The organism is Shewanella khirikhana, from assembly GCF_003957745.1.
GTDB classification, from domain to species: domain Bacteria; phylum Pseudomonadota; class Gammaproteobacteria; order Enterobacterales; family Shewanellaceae; genus Shewanella; species Shewanella khirikhana.
This window is the reverse complement of record NZ_CP020373.1, coordinates 2402124-2421228: the sequence shown is the minus strand read 5'-3', so window position 1 is coordinate 2421228 and position 19105 is coordinate 2402124. Positions and strand designations below refer to the sequence as shown.

12 protein-coding genes are annotated in these 19105 nt (G+C 56.1%); 9 read left to right on the top strand and 3 right to left on the bottom strand.

What is annotated here, in order from left to right:
• The first annotated feature begins 106 nt into the window (after positions 1 to 106).
• Positions 107 to 1465: a TolC family outer membrane protein gene (locus tag STH12_RS10610; RefSeq protein ID WP_418856615.1), complete on the top strand. Its 1359-nt coding sequence runs from the start codon at positions 107 to 109 to the stop codon at positions 1463 to 1465.
• Positions 1462 to 2067 (top strand): OmpA family protein, encoded by a 606-nt coding sequence (locus STH12_RS10605; RefSeq protein ID WP_126167521.1) that lies wholly within the window; start codon positions 1462 to 1464, stop codon positions 2065 to 2067. Before STH12_RS10610 ends, STH12_RS10605 begins: the two co-directional genes overlap by 4 nt.
• A gap of 193 nt (positions 2068 to 2260) precedes the next feature.
• On the opposite strand, the gene STH12_RS10600 is transcribed toward STH12_RS10605, so the two are convergent.
• Complete coding sequence (locus STH12_RS10600) at positions 2261 to 3118, bottom strand: GGDEF domain-containing protein (protein ID WP_126167520.1); 858 nt, start codon at positions 3116 to 3118, stop codon at positions 2261 to 2263.
• Positions 3119 to 3260: 142 nt separating this feature from the next.
• Here STH12_RS10600 and tadA point away from each other — a divergent pair, with 142 nt between their 5' ends.
• The gene (tadA, locus tag STH12_RS10595) at positions 3261 to 3740 is read left to right on the top strand and encodes a tRNA adenosine(34) deaminase TadA (RefSeq protein WP_237158862.1); all 480 of its coding nucleotides are present in this window, start codon (positions 3261 to 3263) and stop codon (positions 3738 to 3740) included.
• 407 nt (positions 3741 to 4147) lie between these two features.
• On the opposite strand, the gene mltF is transcribed toward tadA, so the two are convergent.
• Positions 4148 to 5581 (bottom strand): membrane-bound lytic murein transglycosylase MltF, encoded by a 1434-nt coding sequence (gene mltF, locus STH12_RS10590; RefSeq protein WP_126167518.1) that lies wholly within the window; start codon positions 5579 to 5581, stop codon positions 4148 to 4150.
• 236 nt (positions 5582 to 5817) lie between these two features.
• On the opposite strand from mltF, the gene purL reads away from it, so the two are divergent.
• From purL to STH12_RS10565, 5 genes are all read left to right on the top strand, one after another.
• The gene (gene purL, locus STH12_RS10585) at positions 5818 to 9699 is read left to right on the top strand and encodes a phosphoribosylformylglycinamidine synthase (RefSeq protein ID WP_126169489.1); all 3882 of its coding nucleotides are present in this window, start codon (positions 5818 to 5820) and stop codon (positions 9697 to 9699) included.
• A gap of 1119 nt (positions 9700 to 10818) precedes the next feature.
• Positions 10819 to 12375 (top strand): cytochrome ubiquinol oxidase subunit I, encoded by a 1557-nt coding sequence (locus STH12_RS10580; protein WP_126167517.1) that lies wholly within the window; start codon positions 10819 to 10821, stop codon positions 12373 to 12375.
• Between the two features lie 15 nt (positions 12376 to 12390).
• Positions 12391 to 13530, top strand: a complete 1140-nt coding sequence (cydB, locus tag STH12_RS10575) for a cytochrome d ubiquinol oxidase subunit II (protein ID WP_126167516.1) — start codon at positions 12391 to 12393, stop codon at positions 13528 to 13530.
• A gap of 12 nt (positions 13531 to 13542) precedes the next feature.
• On the top strand, positions 13543 to 13656 hold the full coding sequence (gene cydX / locus STH12_RS10570) for a cytochrome bd-I oxidase subunit CydX (protein ID WP_011760460.1): 114 nt from the start codon (positions 13543 to 13545) through the stop codon (positions 13654 to 13656).
• 94 nt (positions 13657 to 13750) lie between these two features.
• Complete coding sequence (locus tag STH12_RS10565) at positions 13751 to 14029, top strand: TfoX/Sxy family protein (RefSeq protein ID WP_164551185.1); 279 nt, start codon at positions 13751 to 13753, stop codon at positions 14027 to 14029.
• Between the two features lie 87 nt (positions 14030 to 14116).
• On the opposite strand, the gene STH12_RS10560 is transcribed toward STH12_RS10565, so the two are convergent.
• The gene (locus tag STH12_RS10560) at positions 14117 to 16117 is read right to left on the bottom strand and encodes a methyl-accepting chemotaxis protein (protein WP_126167514.1); all 2001 of its coding nucleotides are present in this window, start codon (positions 16115 to 16117) and stop codon (positions 14117 to 14119) included.
• Between the two features lie 200 nt (positions 16118 to 16317).
• Here STH12_RS10560 and STH12_RS10555 point away from each other — a divergent pair, with 200 nt between their 5' ends.
• Positions 16318 to 19008, top strand: a complete 2691-nt coding sequence (locus STH12_RS10555; RefSeq protein ID WP_237158835.1) for a TonB-dependent receptor domain-containing protein — start codon at positions 16318 to 16320, stop codon at positions 19006 to 19008.
• Positions 19009 to 19105: the final 97 nt, after the last annotated feature.

Below are 19105 nucleotides of genomic sequence, written 5' to 3'. Positions count from 1 at the left end.
TGAATGTTGTACTCAAGGAAACACAGGGCTCTGACTAAACCGGGAGGGTTTAACCATGTTAAAAACACGCTTGCATCAGCTACGCCTTGGCGTACTGGCGGCCGCCATGGGGGGTATGATGTTGCCTCTGTCGGCGTCAGCCATGACGCTGGAACAGGCGGTGGCGCATACCCTGGACAGTAATCCAGAACTGCGCGCTGCTTTCAACCGCTTCAAGGCCCGCGAAGAGCAGGTCAATCAGGCGATTGCCGGCTATATGCCCACGGTAGATCTCACCGGTGGCTATGGTTGGGAGCAAACCGACAGCCCATCGACCCGTCGCCGCTTTGGCCGCGACAATGGTGACTTTGAACTCGAGCGCGGCGAAGCGGGCATCAGTATCCGCCAGATGCTGTTTGACGGTTTCTACACCTCCAGCGAAGTCGACCGCTTAAGCTTTGAAGCCAGCGCCGATCAGTGGGCCCTGTTTGCCGCCGCCGAAGACATGGCGCTGGATGTGACCAAGGTGTACATCAACTACATCCGCACCGAGCAGGTGATGAACCTGGCCGAAAAGAACCTGGCGACCCATAAGGAAATTTACGATCAGATCAAGCAGCGCACCGACTCAGGTCTGGGCTCGATTGCGGATCTGTCGCAAATCACCGGTCGTCTGGCCCGCGCCAACGCCAACCTGATCTCCGCCCGCAACAACTTCTTTGATGCCAAGGCCCAGTTCAGCCGCGTGGTCGACAAGGCCCCGGATGACATGATTGTGCCCGTGCCCGATGCCGACATGCTGCCAACCGATTTGGCAACCAGCATGACGCTGGCCCAGGACAACCACCCGGTGCTCAAATCCGCTGCCGCCGACATTGAAGCGGCCCAGAACGAGCGCTCTTCGGCGCAGTCCGGCTACTACCCCAAGGTCACCCTGGAGCTGGACGGTAACTGGAACAACAACCTCGATGGCGAAGACGGTGTGTCCGGCTCAGGTGCGTTTCGCAGCGACGTAGGCGGTTACAGCAACGATCTGGTTGCCATGGTGCGGGTACGTTACAACCTGTTTGCCGGCGGTAAGGATCTGGCCCGCGAAAAAGAAGCGGCCTACAAAATCGGTGAAGCCAAAGAAATCCGTCAGCGCGCCTACCGCGAAGTGGTGGAAGGGGTGAACCTGGCCTGGAACGCCTATGAAATGCTGACGCCGCAGAAAGACTATATCCGCGATCACGTCAAAGCCGCCAAGGAAACCCAGGTGGCCTACACCCAACAGTTCAACCTCGGCCAGCGCACCCTGCTCGACTTGCTGGATACCGAAAACGAACTGTTTGAAGCCCGCAAAGACTACCTGCAGGCCGAGTACGACGAAATCGTGGCCAAGTACCGGGTGCTGAACGCCACCGGTCGTCTGCTGGATTCTCTGAAGGTAACCCGCCCGACAGTGTGGCAGGGAGAGCGTGAATATGAAGGGGGAGTAACAAAATGAGAACCACACTACTGATCCTGGCCCTGCTGAGCCTGGGCGCGTGCTCGATGCGCGACACCGTGAGCATGGACGGCAGCACCGAGCAGGTGTTCGACCTGAACGATCCGGACCGTGACGGCGTTATCGAAGCCCGTGAGCGCTGCGCCGGTACCGTTAATGGCGCCGCCATCGACAACTACGGCTGTGGTCAAATCAAGGCCATCAACGAGCGCCGCGAACTGAAAATCCTGTTCCCGAACGACTCAAGCTACCTGGCGCCGCAGTACTACGGCCAAATTGAGGAACTGGCGGGCTTTATGCGCCAATTCCCCAACACCGCCGTGACCATTGAAGGTCACTGCAGCCGCACCGGTGGTTACGACTACAACATGGACCTGTCCCAGCGCCGCGCCAACGCGGTCACCGAAGTGCTGGTGCAGCAATACGGCATCGAACCCGGCCGCCTCAAGGCTATCGGCTTTGGTTACAACAACCCTGTTGACCCGAGTCATACCGCCGAAGCCCATGATAAAAACCGCCGGGTTATCGCTGAAATCATCGGTGACGACACCACTGCCGACATGAAGTGGAATATCTATACCGTTGATAAAGAAATTAAATAGCTAAGAAATTAAATAACTAAGAAATTAAATAACTAAGAAATTACATAATTAAGAGATCACATCGCCGGCGAACAGCCGATTTGACCTCATGTGCAAACGCCCGCGCTAAGCCCGGGCGTTTTTTATGGGCGACTGTATTGAAATAAAGCAGCAGGACTGGGGGCGCCTTGACGAGGGTATTGCCGTTTTGAGCTCAGGCGCACAGCACCTGATTACGGCCCGCTTCCTTGGCGCGGTACAGGGCTTCATCGGCAGCCTTAATGGCCTTCTCCAATCCGCCCTGCACCGGGCTGACGGCGCAAAGACCGGCACTGATGGTTACCCTGATACTCTGGCCGGCAAAATTAAAATGGCTCGCTTCAATCAAAGCGCGCAGCGCCTCGATGCGCAGGCTCGCTTCTTTAAGCTCAGTGTCCCTAAGTTCCAGCAAAAACTCTTCGCCGCCCCAGCGGAAAAACTGATCGCTTTGACGGATTTGGCTGCTGATGAGTTTGGCAAGCTCCACCAGGACAAAGTCACCGGCGGCATGGCCCAGGGTGTCATTGATTTGCTTAAAGTGGTCCACATCCATTAATACAAACACCGAATTGCCTGTGCCAGCTGGCTGCACCAGCGCCCGGCGATTAAGGGCGCCGGTTAGGGGATCGGTACCGGCAAGCTTTTGCAGCAGTTGGTTTTGCTGATGCTGATGTTTCAGTAGTTTGAGCAGGCCAAAGCCCGACAGCAATAAGCCCGCAGACTGCATCACATCCTCCACCGGATGAAAGGGGGCAATGCTCAGCACTTCATCGAGCCAGTCGAGCAGGGCGCCAAGGTACGATAGCGCCGTGCCACAAAGGAGCAGCAGATACAGCCTCCCCAGATGGGATGTCAGCCTGGCTTGAAACATCAGCACCAGCCAGAAGATGACCGGAATGGTTTCCATAATAAATTCGGCGTACTGGGGCGTGTCCTGTGCTTCTTCACGGTAAAGCAGCAGCCCTGCCAGCACAATGCCCAGCAGGGTAATAACGGGGGGTAACAAGCTTGTGGCAGACGACTTCGGCGGCATAGCGAAAACCTTGTCCGATGCTTGCCCTGAGTGTAGTTCGCAAGGGGGATTTTGCCAGCGGGTGCCAGCGGCAGTTATACTTGCGCCAGAAGTCACAGTGGAAGTTCTCGCCTTGCAACAATCTGAGCAAGATATCCTTTTTATGTCGATGGCCCTGGAGGCCGCCAAAGAAGCCGAGCAGCGAGGTGAAGTGCCTGTGGGCGCGGTGCTGGTAAAAGACGGTGAAGTTATCGCCCGGGGCTTTAACCACAATATTGGCCTTAACGATCCCAGCGCCCACGCCGAAATGCTGTGCCTGCGCGAAGCGGGCAGGGCGCTTGGCAATTACCGGCTGCTGGATACCACCTTATATGTGACTCTGGAGCCCTGCGCCATGTGTGCCGGTGTTATGGTACACAGCCGCATCAGCCGTCTGGTGTTTGGCGCCCGGGACGAGAAAACCGGCGCCGCAGGCACCGTGGTCAATCTGGTGCAACACCCCGCATTTAACCATCAGATAGACGTGACCGCTGGCGTGCTGGCCGACGAGTGCAGCGGGATGCTGAGCAGCTTCTTTCGCCGTCGCCGTAAGGAGCAAAAAGCACTGAAACAGGCTACTCGCACGGAGCAGCCTGAGTCTTGATTTAAGGTGGGAGAGCCGGGCGATAAAAGAGAGACTGTCGCCCCTAAGGTTGGTGAGACGGGATTAGTCTTCCGGTTGGATTAAGCTGAAGAAGAGTTTCTGTCGACGCAGCAAGCGGCTGTGACGGAACTTAATCAGTGTACGGCGCCGAGCTGCCGCATGGGTGTGGTTGTTATTCGCTTTTCTTTTCATGTAAGGCCCCTTTTAACGCATTGGTCCTTAACGGCCAATTTCTTTTTCTTCCAAGCACATTAGCAGTGGTATCAGCCCCTTGCAAGAGCGCCAAAGCATGGTTTGCGCGTCGCTGATGCTTTTATCATCGGCAGTAAACCAGCTTGGTGCGTGTCTTTGGTTACGGGGCTGTTTTGCCCTGCTCACAGCCGATATTAGCGCCTTTGGATGACAGATTATTTGGGCGCCTGTGTATCTTCTGTGACCACAGTAGTGGAGGCGGTTTCTTCCGGCAACACTGCATCGGGCGCGGGATCTTCCAGCGGTTTATTCTGGTTATCGACCCACACCAGGGTGTCGTAGTAGCGGCGGATGGAGTCCACGTAATGCACCGCCTCGCTGCCACGGGCGTAGCCATAACGGGTTTTTGAGTAGAACTTGCGCTTTTGCAGCAGCGGCAGCACTTGTTTTACATCGCGCCAGGCGCTGGGATTGAGCCCCTGAGCCTCGGCCAGACGACGGGCATCCTCCAGGTGGCCAAGACCAATGTTATAGGCGGCCAGTGCAAACCACATCCGCTGGTTTTCAGGGATGGAGTCCGGCAGGCGGCCAATCAAATCACGCAAATACTGGGCGCCGCCTTTGATACTCTGACGCGGGTCGAGGCGGTTGGTGACCCCAAGAGAACTGGCGGTTGCGTTGGTCAGCATCATCATGCCGCGCACCCCTGTAGGCGAGCGTGCATTGGGGTTCCAATGGGATTCCTGATAGCTGGCGGCGGCAAGCTTTCGCCAATCCAGATCGCCGGCGTATTCTTCAAACAATGGCCGGTAGCGCGGCAGCTTGGCGTCGATGGCGCGGATAAAGGCGCGGGTATCGACATAATCGAAGCGTTTTACGTGGCCAAAATACTTTTCATTCAGGTGTGCAAGGGTGCCTGAGCGCTTCTCCAGGTGCCAGAATGCCAGTAATTGGCTCATCAGTTCATCGCTGTTTTTGGCGGCGAGCAGCCATACCACAGGCACCTTTTCTTCCAGCACCAGGCCGGAGCGCAGCTCAGGCATATAGCGGCGGTTGATATCCAGGGTTGTGGAGTGCGCCAGGGTGAACGGCAGCTCCCCTGCATCAATCAGGGCGATAAGCTCGTCGTTATCCTTCTCGCCGGTTTGCTCCCAGCTTAAGTTAGGGCTGGTTTGCTGCAGCCGGGTTAAGGTTTCCACAAAGGCGGAGTCGGCCACCACGGTGAGCCTGCCGCTGAGCTGCTCAATGGATTCCGGCGGCCGGGTACCCTGCTTATAGACCACCACCTGATTCACACTGTACAGCGGCGGCCCCATACGGAAGCGGTTGCGGCGGTTGGGGGTCTCGGTCAGACCGGCGGCAATAATGTCGATATCGCCCCTTGAAAGGGCATCATAGAGTTCGCTGCGGCTGTTATAGGGCTGCATTTCCAGCGGCTTGCCAAGGTAGTCGGCAAAACGCTGCGCCAATTCATAATCAAAGCCCGACAGACCCTGACCTGTGCTCATATACACCTGAGCACCATAGAGAGTGCCGACTCTGAGGGTAGGGGATGGGGTGGAAGGCTGGTTTTCAGCCACGTCGACCACTGGCGGCTGACAGGCAGTCAGCACCAGCAAGGCGGCGAGCAATATCCAGACTCTTCTCATAATAATCAACGCATTAAACCCATTATTAGCAACATCAGCGACCAAAAGCGGCGCTATTCTACCCTAATTCTTCTAAGCCTTGGCTGAACAGCAGGTTAATCCTTGTCAATCTCGGCTTGTTATATCACAGGAAACTCTGTTTTGAGTATGCGAGGCAGGTGATTTACGGGGCGTATTTCCCTATAATAGCGCCACCTCTGACCCTGTAATTATAAAAAGTAAGGTGAATTGACGTGATGGAGATCATCCGTGGAGCTCCTGCACTCTCGGCGTTTAGAGTGCAAAAGCTGATGGAAGCCTGTGAAAATGCAGCACTTCCTGTACGCCAAATCTATGCTGAATTTATTCATTTGGCGGATTTGAATGAGGCACTCGACGCAACTGAGCAAGAGCGACTCGCCAAAATCCTGACCTACGGTCCCGCCATCGAGCCCCATGCCCCCACAGGAAGCCTCCTGTTTGTCACTCCCCGCCCCGGCACCATCTCTCCCTGGTCCTCCAAAGCTACCGACATTGCACACAACTGCGGCCTTGAGAAAATCAAGCGTCTGGAACGTGGTGTTGCTTATTATGTTGAAGCGGATGCCCTGAGCGATGCCCAACACAAAGAGCTTAAAGCCCTGATCCACGACCGCATGGTGGAAGTGGTATTGGCGAGCTTTGATGATGCGGCGGTGCTTTTTACCCACACCGAGCCCAAGCCTTTTACCAGCGTCAACATCCTCGGCGAAGGCCGTGCTGCGCTGGAACTGGCCAACCGCAACATGGGTCTGGCACTGGCGGAAGATGAAATCGATTATCTGGTCGAAAACTTCACCCGTCTGGGTCGTAACCCCAACGATATCGAGCTGATGATGTTTGCCCAGGCAAACTCTGAGCACTGTCGTCACAAGATTTTCAACGCCGATTGGACCATCGACGGCGCCGAGCAGCCCAAGTCGCTGTTCAAGATGATCAAAAACACCTTCGAAAAGACCCCGGACAATGTGCTGTCTGCCTATAAGGATAACGCCGCCGTGATGGTGGGTACCGAGGCTGGCCGCTTCTTCCCGGACGCAGACGGTGTGTACAACTACCATCAGGAACCTGTGCATATCCTGATGAAGGTGGAAACCCACAACCACCCAACCGCCATCAGCCCGTACCCAGGTGCTGCCACGGGTTCCGGCGGTGAAATCCGTGACGAAGGCGCCACCGGCCGCGGCGCCAAGCCAAAGGCAGGTTTGACCGGTTTCAGCGTATCCAACCTGAAGATCCCAGGCTTTGTTCAGCCTTGGGAAGGCAACTATGGTAAGCCAGACCGCATAGTGACGGCGCTGGACATCATGACCGAAGGCCCGCTCGGTGGCGCTGCCTTTAACAACGAGTTTGGCCGTCCGGCGCTACTCGGTTACTTCCGTACTTACGAGCAGGAAGTCGCCAGCCACAACGGCGTGGAAGTCCGTGGTTACCACAAGCCCATCATGCTGGCCGGTGGTATCGGTAACATCCGCGAAGACCATGTACAGAAAGGTGAAATCACCGTTGGCGCCAAGCTGGTTGTGCTGGGTGGCCCTGCAATGAACATTGGTCTTGGCGGCGGCGCGGCTTCTTCTATGGCCTCGGGCCAGTCCAGCGAAGATCTGGATTTTGCCTCGGTGCAGCGCGACAACCCTGAGATGGAGCGTCGCTGTCAGGAAGTGATTGACCGCTGCTGGCAGATGGGCGACAAGAACCCCATCCAGTTTATCCACGACGTGGGTGCCGGTGGTTTGTCCAACGCCCTGCCTGAGCTGGTAAACGATGGCGACCGCGGTGGCCGTTTTGAGCTGCGCAAGGTGCTGTGTGACGAGCGCGGCATGAGCCCGCTGGAAATCTGGTGTAACGAGTCCCAGGAGCGCTATGTGCTGTCTGTGGCTGCCGAAGATATCGACACCTTTGCCGCCATCTGTGAGCGTGAGCGTGCGCCATTTGCCGTAGTGGGTGAAGCCACAGCCGAGCCGCACTTAAGCCTCAATGACGAACACTTCGACAACACCCCAATCGATCTGCCACTGGAAGTGCTGCTGGGCAAACCGCCCAAGATGAGCCGCCAGGTTGAAACCAAAAAGGCGGTAAGCCCTGCGCTGGATCAGAGCAAGATTGCCGTTGGTGAAGCCGTGAAGCGCGTATTGTCGCTGCCAACCGTGGCTGACAAGACCTTCCTTATCACCATCGGTGACCGCACTGTGACCGGCCTTGTGGCCCGCGACCAGCTGGTTGGCCCATGGCAGGTGCCTGTGGCTGACTGCGCCGTAACCGCCGCCACCTTCGACACCTACGCCGGTGAAGCCATGTCAATGGGTGAGCGCACCCCGCTGGCTCTGCTGGACTTTGGCGCTTCTGCCCGTATGGCAGTGGCCGAGTCCATCATGAACATCGCCGGTGCCGACATTGGCTCGTTCAAGCGCATCAAACTCTCTGCCAACTGGATGGCCGCTGCCGGTCACCCGGGTGAAGACGCAGGTCTCTACGAAGCGGTGAAAGCCGTGGGCGAAGAGCTGTGTCCTGAGCTTGAACTCACCATCCCTGTGGGCAAGGACTCTATGTCCATGAAGACCGCCTGGGAAGTGAACGGCGAGAAGAAAGCCGTGACCGCGCCTATGAGTCTTATCATTTCCGCCTTCGGTGCGGTGAATGATGTGCGTAACACTGTGACCCCAGAGCTGCGCTCCGACAAGGGTGACACCAGTATCCTCTTTATCGACCTTGCCAATGGTCAGAACCGCCTCGGTGGTTCGTGCCTGGCACAGGTGTTTGGTGAGCTGGGTGACGTTGCGCCGGACCTGGATAACGCCGCCAGTCTGCGCGGTTTCTTCGAGACCATGCAGAAGCTGGTTGCTGCCAAGCAGGTGATGGCATACCACGACAAGAGTGACGGTGGTCTTTTCACTACTCTGGTGGAAATGGCCTTTGCCGGTAATACGGGTCTGGACATCAACCTGGCTGGCATCGCAGGCTCAGACCTTGAGCGCCTCTTCAACGAAGAGCTCGGTGGTGTGATTCAGGTAAGTGCCGGCGATGAAGCAGCTGTACGCAGCGCCTTCGAAGCTGCCGGTCTTGCCGTACACGCCGTTGCCAAGCTGAACAGCGATGGTCAGGTACGCATCCACGATGGCGAGCGTCTGGTGTTTGCAGACAGCCGCGTAGCCCTGCGCACTCTGTGGTCCGAAACCACCTACCGTATGCAGGCGCTGCGTGATAACCCTGAGTGTGCCCGCCAGGAGTTTGAACTGAAGCAGAAAGCTGACGAGCCGGGTCTGACCGTGAAGCTGGGCTTCGACCCAAGTGACGACGTGGCAGCGCCTTATATCCTCAAGGGCGCCGCGCCCAAGATGGCTATTCTGCGCGAGCAGGGCGTTAACTCCCACGTGGAGATGGCAGCTGCGTTTGATAGAGCCGGTTTTGAGAGCCGCGACGTGCACATGTCCGACATCCTCTCTGGCCGCATCAGCCTCGAAGAGTTCCAGGGCCTGGTGGCCTGTGGTGGTTTCTCTTACGGTGACGTGCTGGGCGCAGGTGAAGGCTGGGCCAAATCCATCCTCTTTAACCAGCGTGCCCGCGACGAGTTCAGCCGCTTCTTCGAGCGCGACAGCAGCTTTGCCCTCGGGGTGTGTAACGGCTGTCAGATGATGTCTAACCTTAAAGACATCATCCCGGGTGCCGAGCACTGGCCACGTTTCGTGCGTAACCGCTCCGAGCGCTTTGAAGCCCGCTTCAGCCTGGTGGAAGTGCAGTCGAGCCCCTCGCTGTTCTTCTCTGGCATGGAAGGCTCACGCATGCCAATCGCCGTGTCTCACGGTGAAGGTTTTGCCGAGTTCGCCAACGCCGAGGCACTGGCCCGAGCCGAAGCCACAGGCACTGTGGCGCTGCGTTATGTGAATGGTCATGGCGAAATCGCCACCCAGTACCCGCAGAACCCCAACGGTTCGCCAAACGGCCTGACCGGTATCACCACCCTGGATGGTCGCGTCACCATCATGATGCCGCACCCAGAGCGGGTATTCCGCACAGTGGCCAACTCCTGGCACCCAGACAACTGGGGCGAGGACAGCCCATGGATGCGCATGTTCCGTAACGCCCGGGTGAAACTGGGTTAAGCGGCAGTGATAGTCAGGTTGTAAACCTGAGTACAAAAAAGGAGCGATGAGAATCGCTCCTTTTTTTATTGATGTAACACAATGAAATATTGACGTTAATTCAGTTGTATCCAGCTGCAATTACCCCGAGTTTGGCTTTCGGCCCTTTGGCGGAATAACTGCCTCCAAATGGGTATAACCGTACGACAGATAAAAAAATGCCCCGGACCTGTCGGTCTGGGGCCGTTTTGCGCTAACAAAACATCAATCACTTCAAGGGAATTGCTTACAGCGTCAATTACAGTGGCTTGGCGGTGTAGAGTTCAACAAACACGCGCTTGTAGGCCTTGATGACACGGTCAAAAAAGTTTTTCATGGGACATCTCCACAGTCAGGTTCAAGGGTGCGGAGTGAGCCCCGCCGCACGTCTGGTGGGGGCCGTCTCCTTAACTTGGGCATATAGTAGCCAGTTCAATTCAGCTTCTCAAACGAGTTAAATTTGTCATTTCGATTAGAAAAACTTATCTATCATTATGGATAATGTTTGTAGGCTCATCTTAATTGTATGATATTAAAAAGTAAATAATTATCTCGCTGTGATTTTGTCTAATGTCAGTTTATCTGTGAAAGTTGTCTGTTTGTGTTTTTATGGCTTTGTTGCTTTATTTGTAATTTACGGCCTGAAAATAGCTGTTTTTACCCTGGTTGAAGGCTTGCCTATTCCATGGCGGTTGGGGTGTCAATCACGGCGCGAGCCAAAGTGTGTGCTACTTGGCAATTCCGGTTGAAAGCGGCGAGTTTGATTGATTTGTATCAATTCCAGGTGGTATAAATTTCCTGCCAAATTCCTGTTGATTGTCAGTGTAATTAGCTGATTGCAAAAAATTTTAGGGGGTTTGACACCCGCTGGCGCAGGGTGGCCGTCACAAACTGCTGTGAAAGCGTGATCCGGATCGACAATTCCGGGGTTGCAGCAAGCAAGGGCAGGGGCGATGTGCCTGAACGTCAAAAAAGCGCCTTGGTTTTAACAAACCGTGCAAAGGCGAAAAAAACTAAATTTTAACTATCCTACAAAGGTTGCCTCCCTCGTCGATGGGGATCGGATGAAGGTGGCAGGACGCACCAAGTAAGGAGTCACTGATGATTGTTGAAGAGGTTGTTGAGCTATCGCGCCTGCAGTTTGCACTAACGGCCATGTATCACTTCCTGTTTGTTCCCTTAACCCTGGGCATGGCCTTCCTGCTGGCTATCATGGAATCGCTTTACGTGATGACCAACAAGCAGATCTATAAGGACATGACCAAGTTCTGGGGTAAGCTGTTCGGGATTAACTTTGCCCTTGGCGTGACCACGGGTCTGGCCATGGAATTCCAGTTTGGTACCAACTGGTCTTACTATTCTCACTATGTAGGCGACATTTTTGGTGCGCCGCTCGCCATTGAAGGCTTGATGGCCTTCTTCCTCGAATCCACCTTCGTGGGTATGTTCTTCTTCGGTTGGGACAGATTCTCCAAGCGTCAGCACCTGGCAGTGACCTGGTTGATGGCACTGGGTACCAATATGTCTGCACTGTGGATTTTGGTGGCCAATGGCTGGATGCAAAACCCTGTGGGCTCTGTGTTCAACTACGAAACCATGCGCATGGAAATGACCAGCTTTGCCGAAGTGGTCTTTAACCCGGTTGCCCAGGTGAAGTTTGTACACACAGTGGCTTCTGGCTATGTGGCCGGTGCCATGTTTGTACTGGCTATCAGTGCTTACTACATCCTGAAGAAGCGTGACCTGCCATTTGCCCGTCGCTCCTTTGCGATTGCCGCAAGCTTTGGTATGGCGTCTATCCTGTCGGTTATCGTGCTCGGTGACGAGTCAGGCTACAAGGTAGGTGAAGTGCAGCGTGTGAAACTGGCTGCCGTTGAGGCCGAGTGGCACACAGAGCCGGCTCCAGCTTCCTTTACCGTGGTTGGCTTCCCGAATCAGGAAACCATGCACACCGATGGCGCCATCAAAATTCCTTATGTGATGGGCATTATCGCCACCCGCTCTATCGATGAAGAAGTTACTGGTCTTCGCGATCTGGTGGATGAGCACGAGGTGCGCATTCGTAACGGTATGAAGGCCTACGCCATGCTCGAAGAGCTGCGTGCCGGTAACAAGGACCCAGCACTCAAGGCTGCATTTGAAGAAGCCAAGGTTGACCTGGGTTATGGTCTGCTGCTTAAGCCCTACACCGACAAGGTGGTGGATGCGACTGAAGAGCAAATCAAGGCCGCTGCCAAGGATTCTATCCCGAATGTGGCGCCGCTGTTCTGGTCGTTCCGCGTGATGGTGGGTCTGGGCGTTATCATGCTGTTTGTGTTCGCTGCTGCCTTCTGGCAAAGCACCCGTCACAAGATTGAAGAGAAGAAGTGGGTTCTCAAGGCCGCGCTCTACAGTCTGCCGTTGCCGTGGATTGCCATTGAGTGTGGTTGGTTTGTGGCCGAGTATGGTCGCCAGCCATGGACCATCTCTGAAGTGCTGCCAACCTACATGTCGGCTTCCAGTCTGACGGTCAGTGACCTCTGGTTCAGTATTATCTCCATTACTCTGTTCTACTCAGTGCTGCTGGTGATTGAGCTCTTCCTGATGTTCAAGTATGCCCGTCTTGGCCCAAGCAGCCTGAAGACCGGCCGCTACCACTTCGAGAAACAGGAAGCCTAAGGGAAGGAGTCGACTATGTTTGATTACGAAATCTTGCGTTTTATCTGGTGGGCCCTGGTCGGCGTTCTCTTTATCGGCTTCGCCGTGACCGACGGTTTTGACATGGGTGTAGGTGCCTTGCTGCCGATTATCGGCAAAGATGATACCGATCGCCGGGTGATGATTAACACCGTTGCCCCGCACTGGGACGGCAACCAGGTGTGGCTTATCACCGCCGGTGGCGCGCTGTTTGCCGCCTGGCCTATGGTGTATGCCGTGTCTTTCTCGGGCTTCTATGTAGCCATGGTGATAGTGCTGCTGGCGCTGTTCCTGCGTCCAGTGGGCTTTGACTATCGCTCCAAGATTGAAGCGCCACAATGGCGTAAATCCTGGGACTGGGCGCTGTTTGTGGGCTCCTTTGTGCCGCCGCTGATCATCGGCGTGGCCTTCGGTAACCTGCTGCAGGGCGTACCGTTCAACTTTGACGAGTTCCTGCGTGCCAAGTACCACGGTGGTCTGTTTGGCCTGCTCAATCCATTCGGTCTGCTGGCCGGCCTTATCAGCGTAAGCATGTTTATGATGCAGGGCGCAACCTGGCTGCAAATGAAGACCGAAGGAGAGCTGCGTGTACGTGCCACCAATGCCGCTCAGCTGTTCGCGCTGCTGCTGGTAGTGCTGTTCGCCGCCGCCGGTTTCTGGGTTGCCAACGGTATCGACGGTTACGTGATCACCTCAGGGCTTGATACCCATGCGGCCTCCAACCCAGTGGGTAAAACCGTTGAGCTGGTGACCGGCGCCTGGATGTCGAACTACCAGACTTACCCCATCACCATAGCTTTCCCTGTGCTGGGTCTGGCGATGCCTCTGCTGGTTATCCTGTTCAGCCGCATGAACCGCAGTGGTTTTGCGTTCCTGTTCAGCTCGCTGGCCGTTGCCGGTGTTATCCTGACCTGCGGCGCAGCCATGTTCCCGTTCGTGATGCCATCATCGCTGGAGCCGAACGTGAGCCTGACCATGTGGGATGCCACTGCCAGTGAAATGACCCTGACCGTGATGACCTGGGCTGCCATCATCTTTGTACCGATTGTGCTCTCGTACACTATCTGGACTTACTACAAGATGTATGGTCGTCTGAGCCGTCAGTTCATCGACAACAACAAGCATTCACTGTACTGATAAGGAGTCGCTATGTGGTATTTCACCTGGATTCTGGGCGTACTCTTGGCCTGCTCCTTCGGGATTATCAATGCCCTGTGGCTTGAAAACACCGAAAATATGGACCGCAAGTCAGACGACGAATAAGCGCCTGTCATCTTACAAACCCCGCCCTGTGCGGGGTTTGTTTTTTCTGGCCAGGGGTTATCCTGTGGTTTCAGTTCCCATCGGTATTTTCGCTATGACCGCCATAAAAGATGCCGCAAACCTTGGCCCAAAGTCCGCCCTCTGGCTGGCACAGATTGGTATTACAGAGCTTGAGCAAGTAGCTGCCATCGGCAGTATCCAAGTGATGCTGCGTCTTAGGCGCGCCGGTATGCCTGTGAGCCTGAACCTGCTTTATGCCCTGGAAGGGGCGCAGCAGGGGTGTCACTGGCAGCAGGTAAAGCGGGAGAGAAGAGGGGAGCTGGCACTGCTGTGGGACGCGGCCTTAGCCCATGATGCTGAGCACAATCCATGATAGCCACTCGTTGGTGGTCTGATGGGGCCCTGGGCTCTTTGGGGAAAGAAAAGGCCGCCCACCGGCGGCCTTTTGGTTGGCTTTCCCTTAGGTTCTGAATACCTCGACCTGCTTTTTCAGCTCCAGCGCCAGACTGCCCAGCTTGTCGGCACTCATCACGGTTTCGCTGGCACGGGTTTCACCTTCCCGGGCAAGGTCGCTTATCAGGTGCAGGTTGTGGGTGATGTCCTCGGCCACAGTGCTTTGCTGATGGGTGGCGCTGGCGATGCTGGCCGACACTGTAGCCATATCGCCGATGCGGCGGGTGATGCCCTCGAGTTCCTGGCCTGTGGTGGTGCCCTGGCTGGCACAGGATTGCCCCAGCTGATGGGCTTCATCCATTTGGCTCGCGGTGGCGCGCACCTTGTGTTGCAGATTACTGATGGTCTGGCCGATTTCGGCAATGGAAGCCTGGGTGCGGCTTGCCAGCGTACGCACCTCATCGGCGACCACGGCAAAGCCCCGGCCCTGTTCACCGGCACGGGCCGCTTCGATGGCGGCGTTCAGCGCCAGCAGATTGGTCTGCTCGGCAATGTTGTTTATCACCTCGGTGACCTTGCTGATGGCTTCACTTTCCCGCGCCACTTCTTCCACGGCTACGTGGCTGCTTGCCAGCCGCTCGCTGAGGGTGCCTAAATCGGCCACCATGCCATTGAGCATCCGCTGGCCATCCCGTGCCGCCTCATCCACGCGCTGGCTCTGATTGGCGCCTTCGCTGGCGTGCTCGGCAACGTCGCGAATAGAGGTGGACATTTCCTCGATGGCGGTGGCTATCTGGTCGGTCTGCAGCATCAGAGCGGCGGCTTCTTCGCCATTTTGATGGGCGATATGGCGCGACTCCTCGGCCATGGTACCCAGGGTCAACACCGATGACTTAAGGGATTCAATCAGCGCTTTCAGGTTTGCCGCCATGGTGGCAACACTGTTGCGGATATGCTGCACCTCGTTTTGGGTGTGCTCGGCACTGGTTTGCCAGCGCTGATCCAGCTCACCCCGGCCAAGCCCTTCGAGTTGCTGTTTAAGCTCGGTCAGGGGCCGCAATGCCCGCACCAGCACCCAGGACAGACACAGGGTAATCACCAGAATGCCGACAGTTGAGAGTAGGGCATTGATTTTCAAAAGGCTGATGCTCTCTTCATGCAGCTCAGCAGTGGGCACTGTGGCCAGCAGACGCCACTGCCAGCCGGGCACTTCCCTAAGGATGAGGTAGCGCGACTTGCCCTGATCGTCGGTGAAAGCCAGGCCATCTGATGAAGTGGGCAGCTCAGCTGGTGACAGGCCATCGAGCAGGGCACTGCTCAGGGGGCTGCCGACCTCGGCGCCGCTGGCAAAAATCAGCTCATCTTTGCGGTTTACCAGCATAAAGTGGCCGGTGGTTTCCACCTTGAGGCGGGCAACGGCGGCACGCAGTTCCTTGAGGGAGTCGGTGATATCAAAGCCGATATAGAGCACCGCCACCACGTCGCCATTGGTATCGCGCAGCGCACGGTAGATGGTCATGTAGTCGCGGCCAAACAGGTTGGCATAGCCTTCGTAGCTGCCGCCGGACATCAGCGCCTGATAGGCGGGGTGGCTTTTGCCAAGATAGGTGCCCAGAGCCCGGCTGCCATCGGCTTTTTTCAATGAGGTGGAGATCCGAAGGAAGTCGTCGCCATCGCGCACAAACACGGTGGCAGTGCCGCCGGTGAGATTGGCGTAGCGGTCAACCTTACTCTTGGTGGCATTGATTTGCTCTTTTTCGTGCATCAGCACCGGGGTGTCCTTGCCCAGCACTTTGACGCTGCGGCCCGGTTTATGGAAGTTGCCCGGATACATTTCCCGCAGTACGTCTGCGTTACGGCGGGCAAGGGCAGCGAGACTCTGATACTGCAATGCCAGCATATCGGTGACCGCATCAGACTTGGCCGACATGGCGGTCATGCCCTTGGTTTGCAGCGCACTGGAGGCGCTTTGATAGGCGATAAAACCCATCAAACTGAACACCAAAAATGTCAGCGCAGTCGCAAGAACCCCTATCTGTTTCGCCAGAGGCCATTCTTTATAGTTCATTATTTTTCCTTAAGTTCTTGTAAGGTCAGCCCAATTTACCCCAGCTCCAGTTGCGAAAAATTGACCAGCGTCCAACTCTGCTCACTCTTTCATTAACCAAGATAAAACATATTGTATACAAAATAATGTATGTGATATAAAAGTTGCGCTTTTTGTATCCGGCTTGCCGGACATAACAACAACGACTAGGGAGAGAAAACGTGAAACAAAGCAAACTGGCACTGAGTTTGGCGCTGATTTTCGGGGCGCCAACCTTTATCGCGGCCGCAGAAGAGGCCCTGGATGAGAACAAGGTGGAGCGCATTGCCGTCACCGGCTCCAACCTCAAGCGCATCGATATGGAGGGTGCCACCCCCATTACCACCATTACCGCAGAAGAGCTGGCCAAATCAGGTTTTGCCACCGTGGGTGATGCCCTCAGAAGCTCTAACCTCAACGCCTTTGGTTCCTGGGGCGGCGGCTCCAACAACGGCTGGGGCTCACAGGCCACGGTACAGCTGAAGGGCGCCTCGGCGTTTCACACCCTGACCTTGCTCGATGGCAAGCGGATGGCCAAGTCACCTGTGATGGATGGCGGCGCCGCCAACATCAACACCATTCCAATGGCAGCGGTGGAGCGCATTGAAATTCTGACCGACGGCGCCTCAGCGATTTATGGCACCGACGCCATTGCCGGGGTAGTGAACATTATCCTTAAGAAAGATTTTGAGGGTATTCAGTTAGATGGCCGTATGGATCGTCCCGAGCAGGACGGCGGTGAGTCATCCAACTTGTCTTTCACCGGCGGCCTGAGTTCAGACAAGGGCCATCTGGTCTTTACCTTCGAGCACTACGAAGTGGCGCCCATCATGCAGTCCGAGCGCTGGTACACCCAGCCGTTCCTCAAAGAAGGCGGCAACCCCAATGACTATCAGGACTGGGTCAACATCAGTCCAACCGGTCGTACCCTGACCCAGGGCGGCGCCGGTGGCTGGGTATATTCTGCCCCCTTTGCCAATGCCGACAGAAGCTGCGCCGATGTGTATGGCGACAAGTTTTTGGGTGTGCTGGATGATTCTGACTACCCGGGCGACACCCTGTGCGCCTTCGACTACACCAAGGCCGCTGCGACCAGCGTAGATGCACGCCGCGACAATACGCTGCTGCACTACAGCTACGATTTGACCGCTGATATTCAGCTTACTGCCCGTGCTTACTGGGCCGCCAACGAGACCCTGGATATCTCAGCGCCTGTGCCTTCGTGGATTTCCATTCCTCAGGGCTTGCCTGCTTACACCACCGCCGATGGGCTGCAGTTGGTGGAGCTGGTTGCCGACCCCGATGCCGGTATGAACTTCCGTTTCGATACCGCCGGTGACCGCCTGGCCGAGCACCACGACAACATCTATGACTACATGCTGGCCCTGAACGGCAGCCATGAAAGCATTGCCTGGGATCTGGCGGTGAACTACAACAAGTACGCCAACTTTACCTGGGGTACCGGCTATCAGCTCAAAGGTGCCACCACAGATCTGGTGGGTCACTGGGATGCGGCCAGCAACAGCTTTGTGGGCTGGGATCCCCGCGACCCCAACTCGCCGATGCCAGGTGGTGCGACTGCCAACTACGATAAGCGCATGACCGCTACCTATCTGGATATTTCCGGTGGTGTGTCTGTTGACCTGTTTGATTTGCCGGGTGGCATGTCGGCCATGTACGTGGGCGGCTCTTACCGTGAAGAAAGCCTGGACTCCAAGGTGGATGCACTGGCGGAAGCCGGCCACATTGTTGGTGGCAACGGCGGCAGCGGCGGTCATGGCGAGCGTGATGTCAAAGCGCTGTACGCCGAATGGGTGCTGCCGATATTTGACAGCCTCGAGCTGAACCTGGCCGGTCGTTACGATGACTACTCCGACTTTGGCGGCACCTTTAACCCGCAGGTTTCTGTGCGTTACAAGCCAATGGATGCTCTGTTGCTGCGCTCCTCCTGGGGCACGGGCTTCCGGGCGCCAACCCTGTCGGATCTGTATCAGGGCACCTCTGAGGGCTATGGCAATATCACTAACTACCTCAACTGTTACAGCAATGGCGAAGACATCGACTCCTGCGGTCGCCGCGACTATGCGCCAACCCGCACTGGCGGCAACGTAGATTTGGAAGCTGAAGAGTCTGAGTCACTGAACTTTGGTGTGGTGTGGAATATTACCGACGATGTCAGCTTCTCCGCCGACTACTGGCAATTGGAAACCACCAACCTGATTGAAGAGCTGTCGGCCAGTGAAATTGTCCGCACCCAGGCCAAACTGTGGCAGGCGGCAGACGCCTTGGGCGTGCCACGTCCCGATGTGTCCAGTGTGTACGCCGGCACCTCTATTTCCCAGCAGGGCAATGGCCGTATCGACTATGTATTCAGCCAGAAACTGAACCTGGGTCTGTCTGAGCGAGAAGGTTTGGATGTGAAGGCGGATGCCAGATTCGCCACCGACTTCGGTGACTTCAAACTGGGGCTGGGCTGGTCGCACTACTTCAAGTACAAAACCACCTATGCCGATGCCGGTGTGCAGATCCTCGGTGACAACCTGGCTGGCCGTGAAGGCGTGCCGGAAGACCGTCTCAACCTGACTCTGGATTACAGCTTCGGCGATCACTCGGTGAACTATTACGGTAACTTTGTTGGTACTCAGCAAAGCTGGGACTACATCGACGGCAGCGAAGAGCTGTATGAGCTCGACAGCCTGTGGACCCATAACCTGAGCTACACCTACAACATGCCGTGGAACAACAGTGTGACTGTGGGTGTGACCAACCTGACCGACGAAGATCCCGTGTTTGCCTACGACGGTACTTACAACGGCAATCTATACGATATCCGTGGCCGTATCTACTGGGCATCCTTCCGTCAGTCGTTCTGATTCGACGTAAGGCTGAACTTTGTGACAGGGCGCCCTCGGGCGCCTTTTTCATTTGCGCAACCCGGTGGCCGGGATTATGTTGAATAGGTTGTACAAA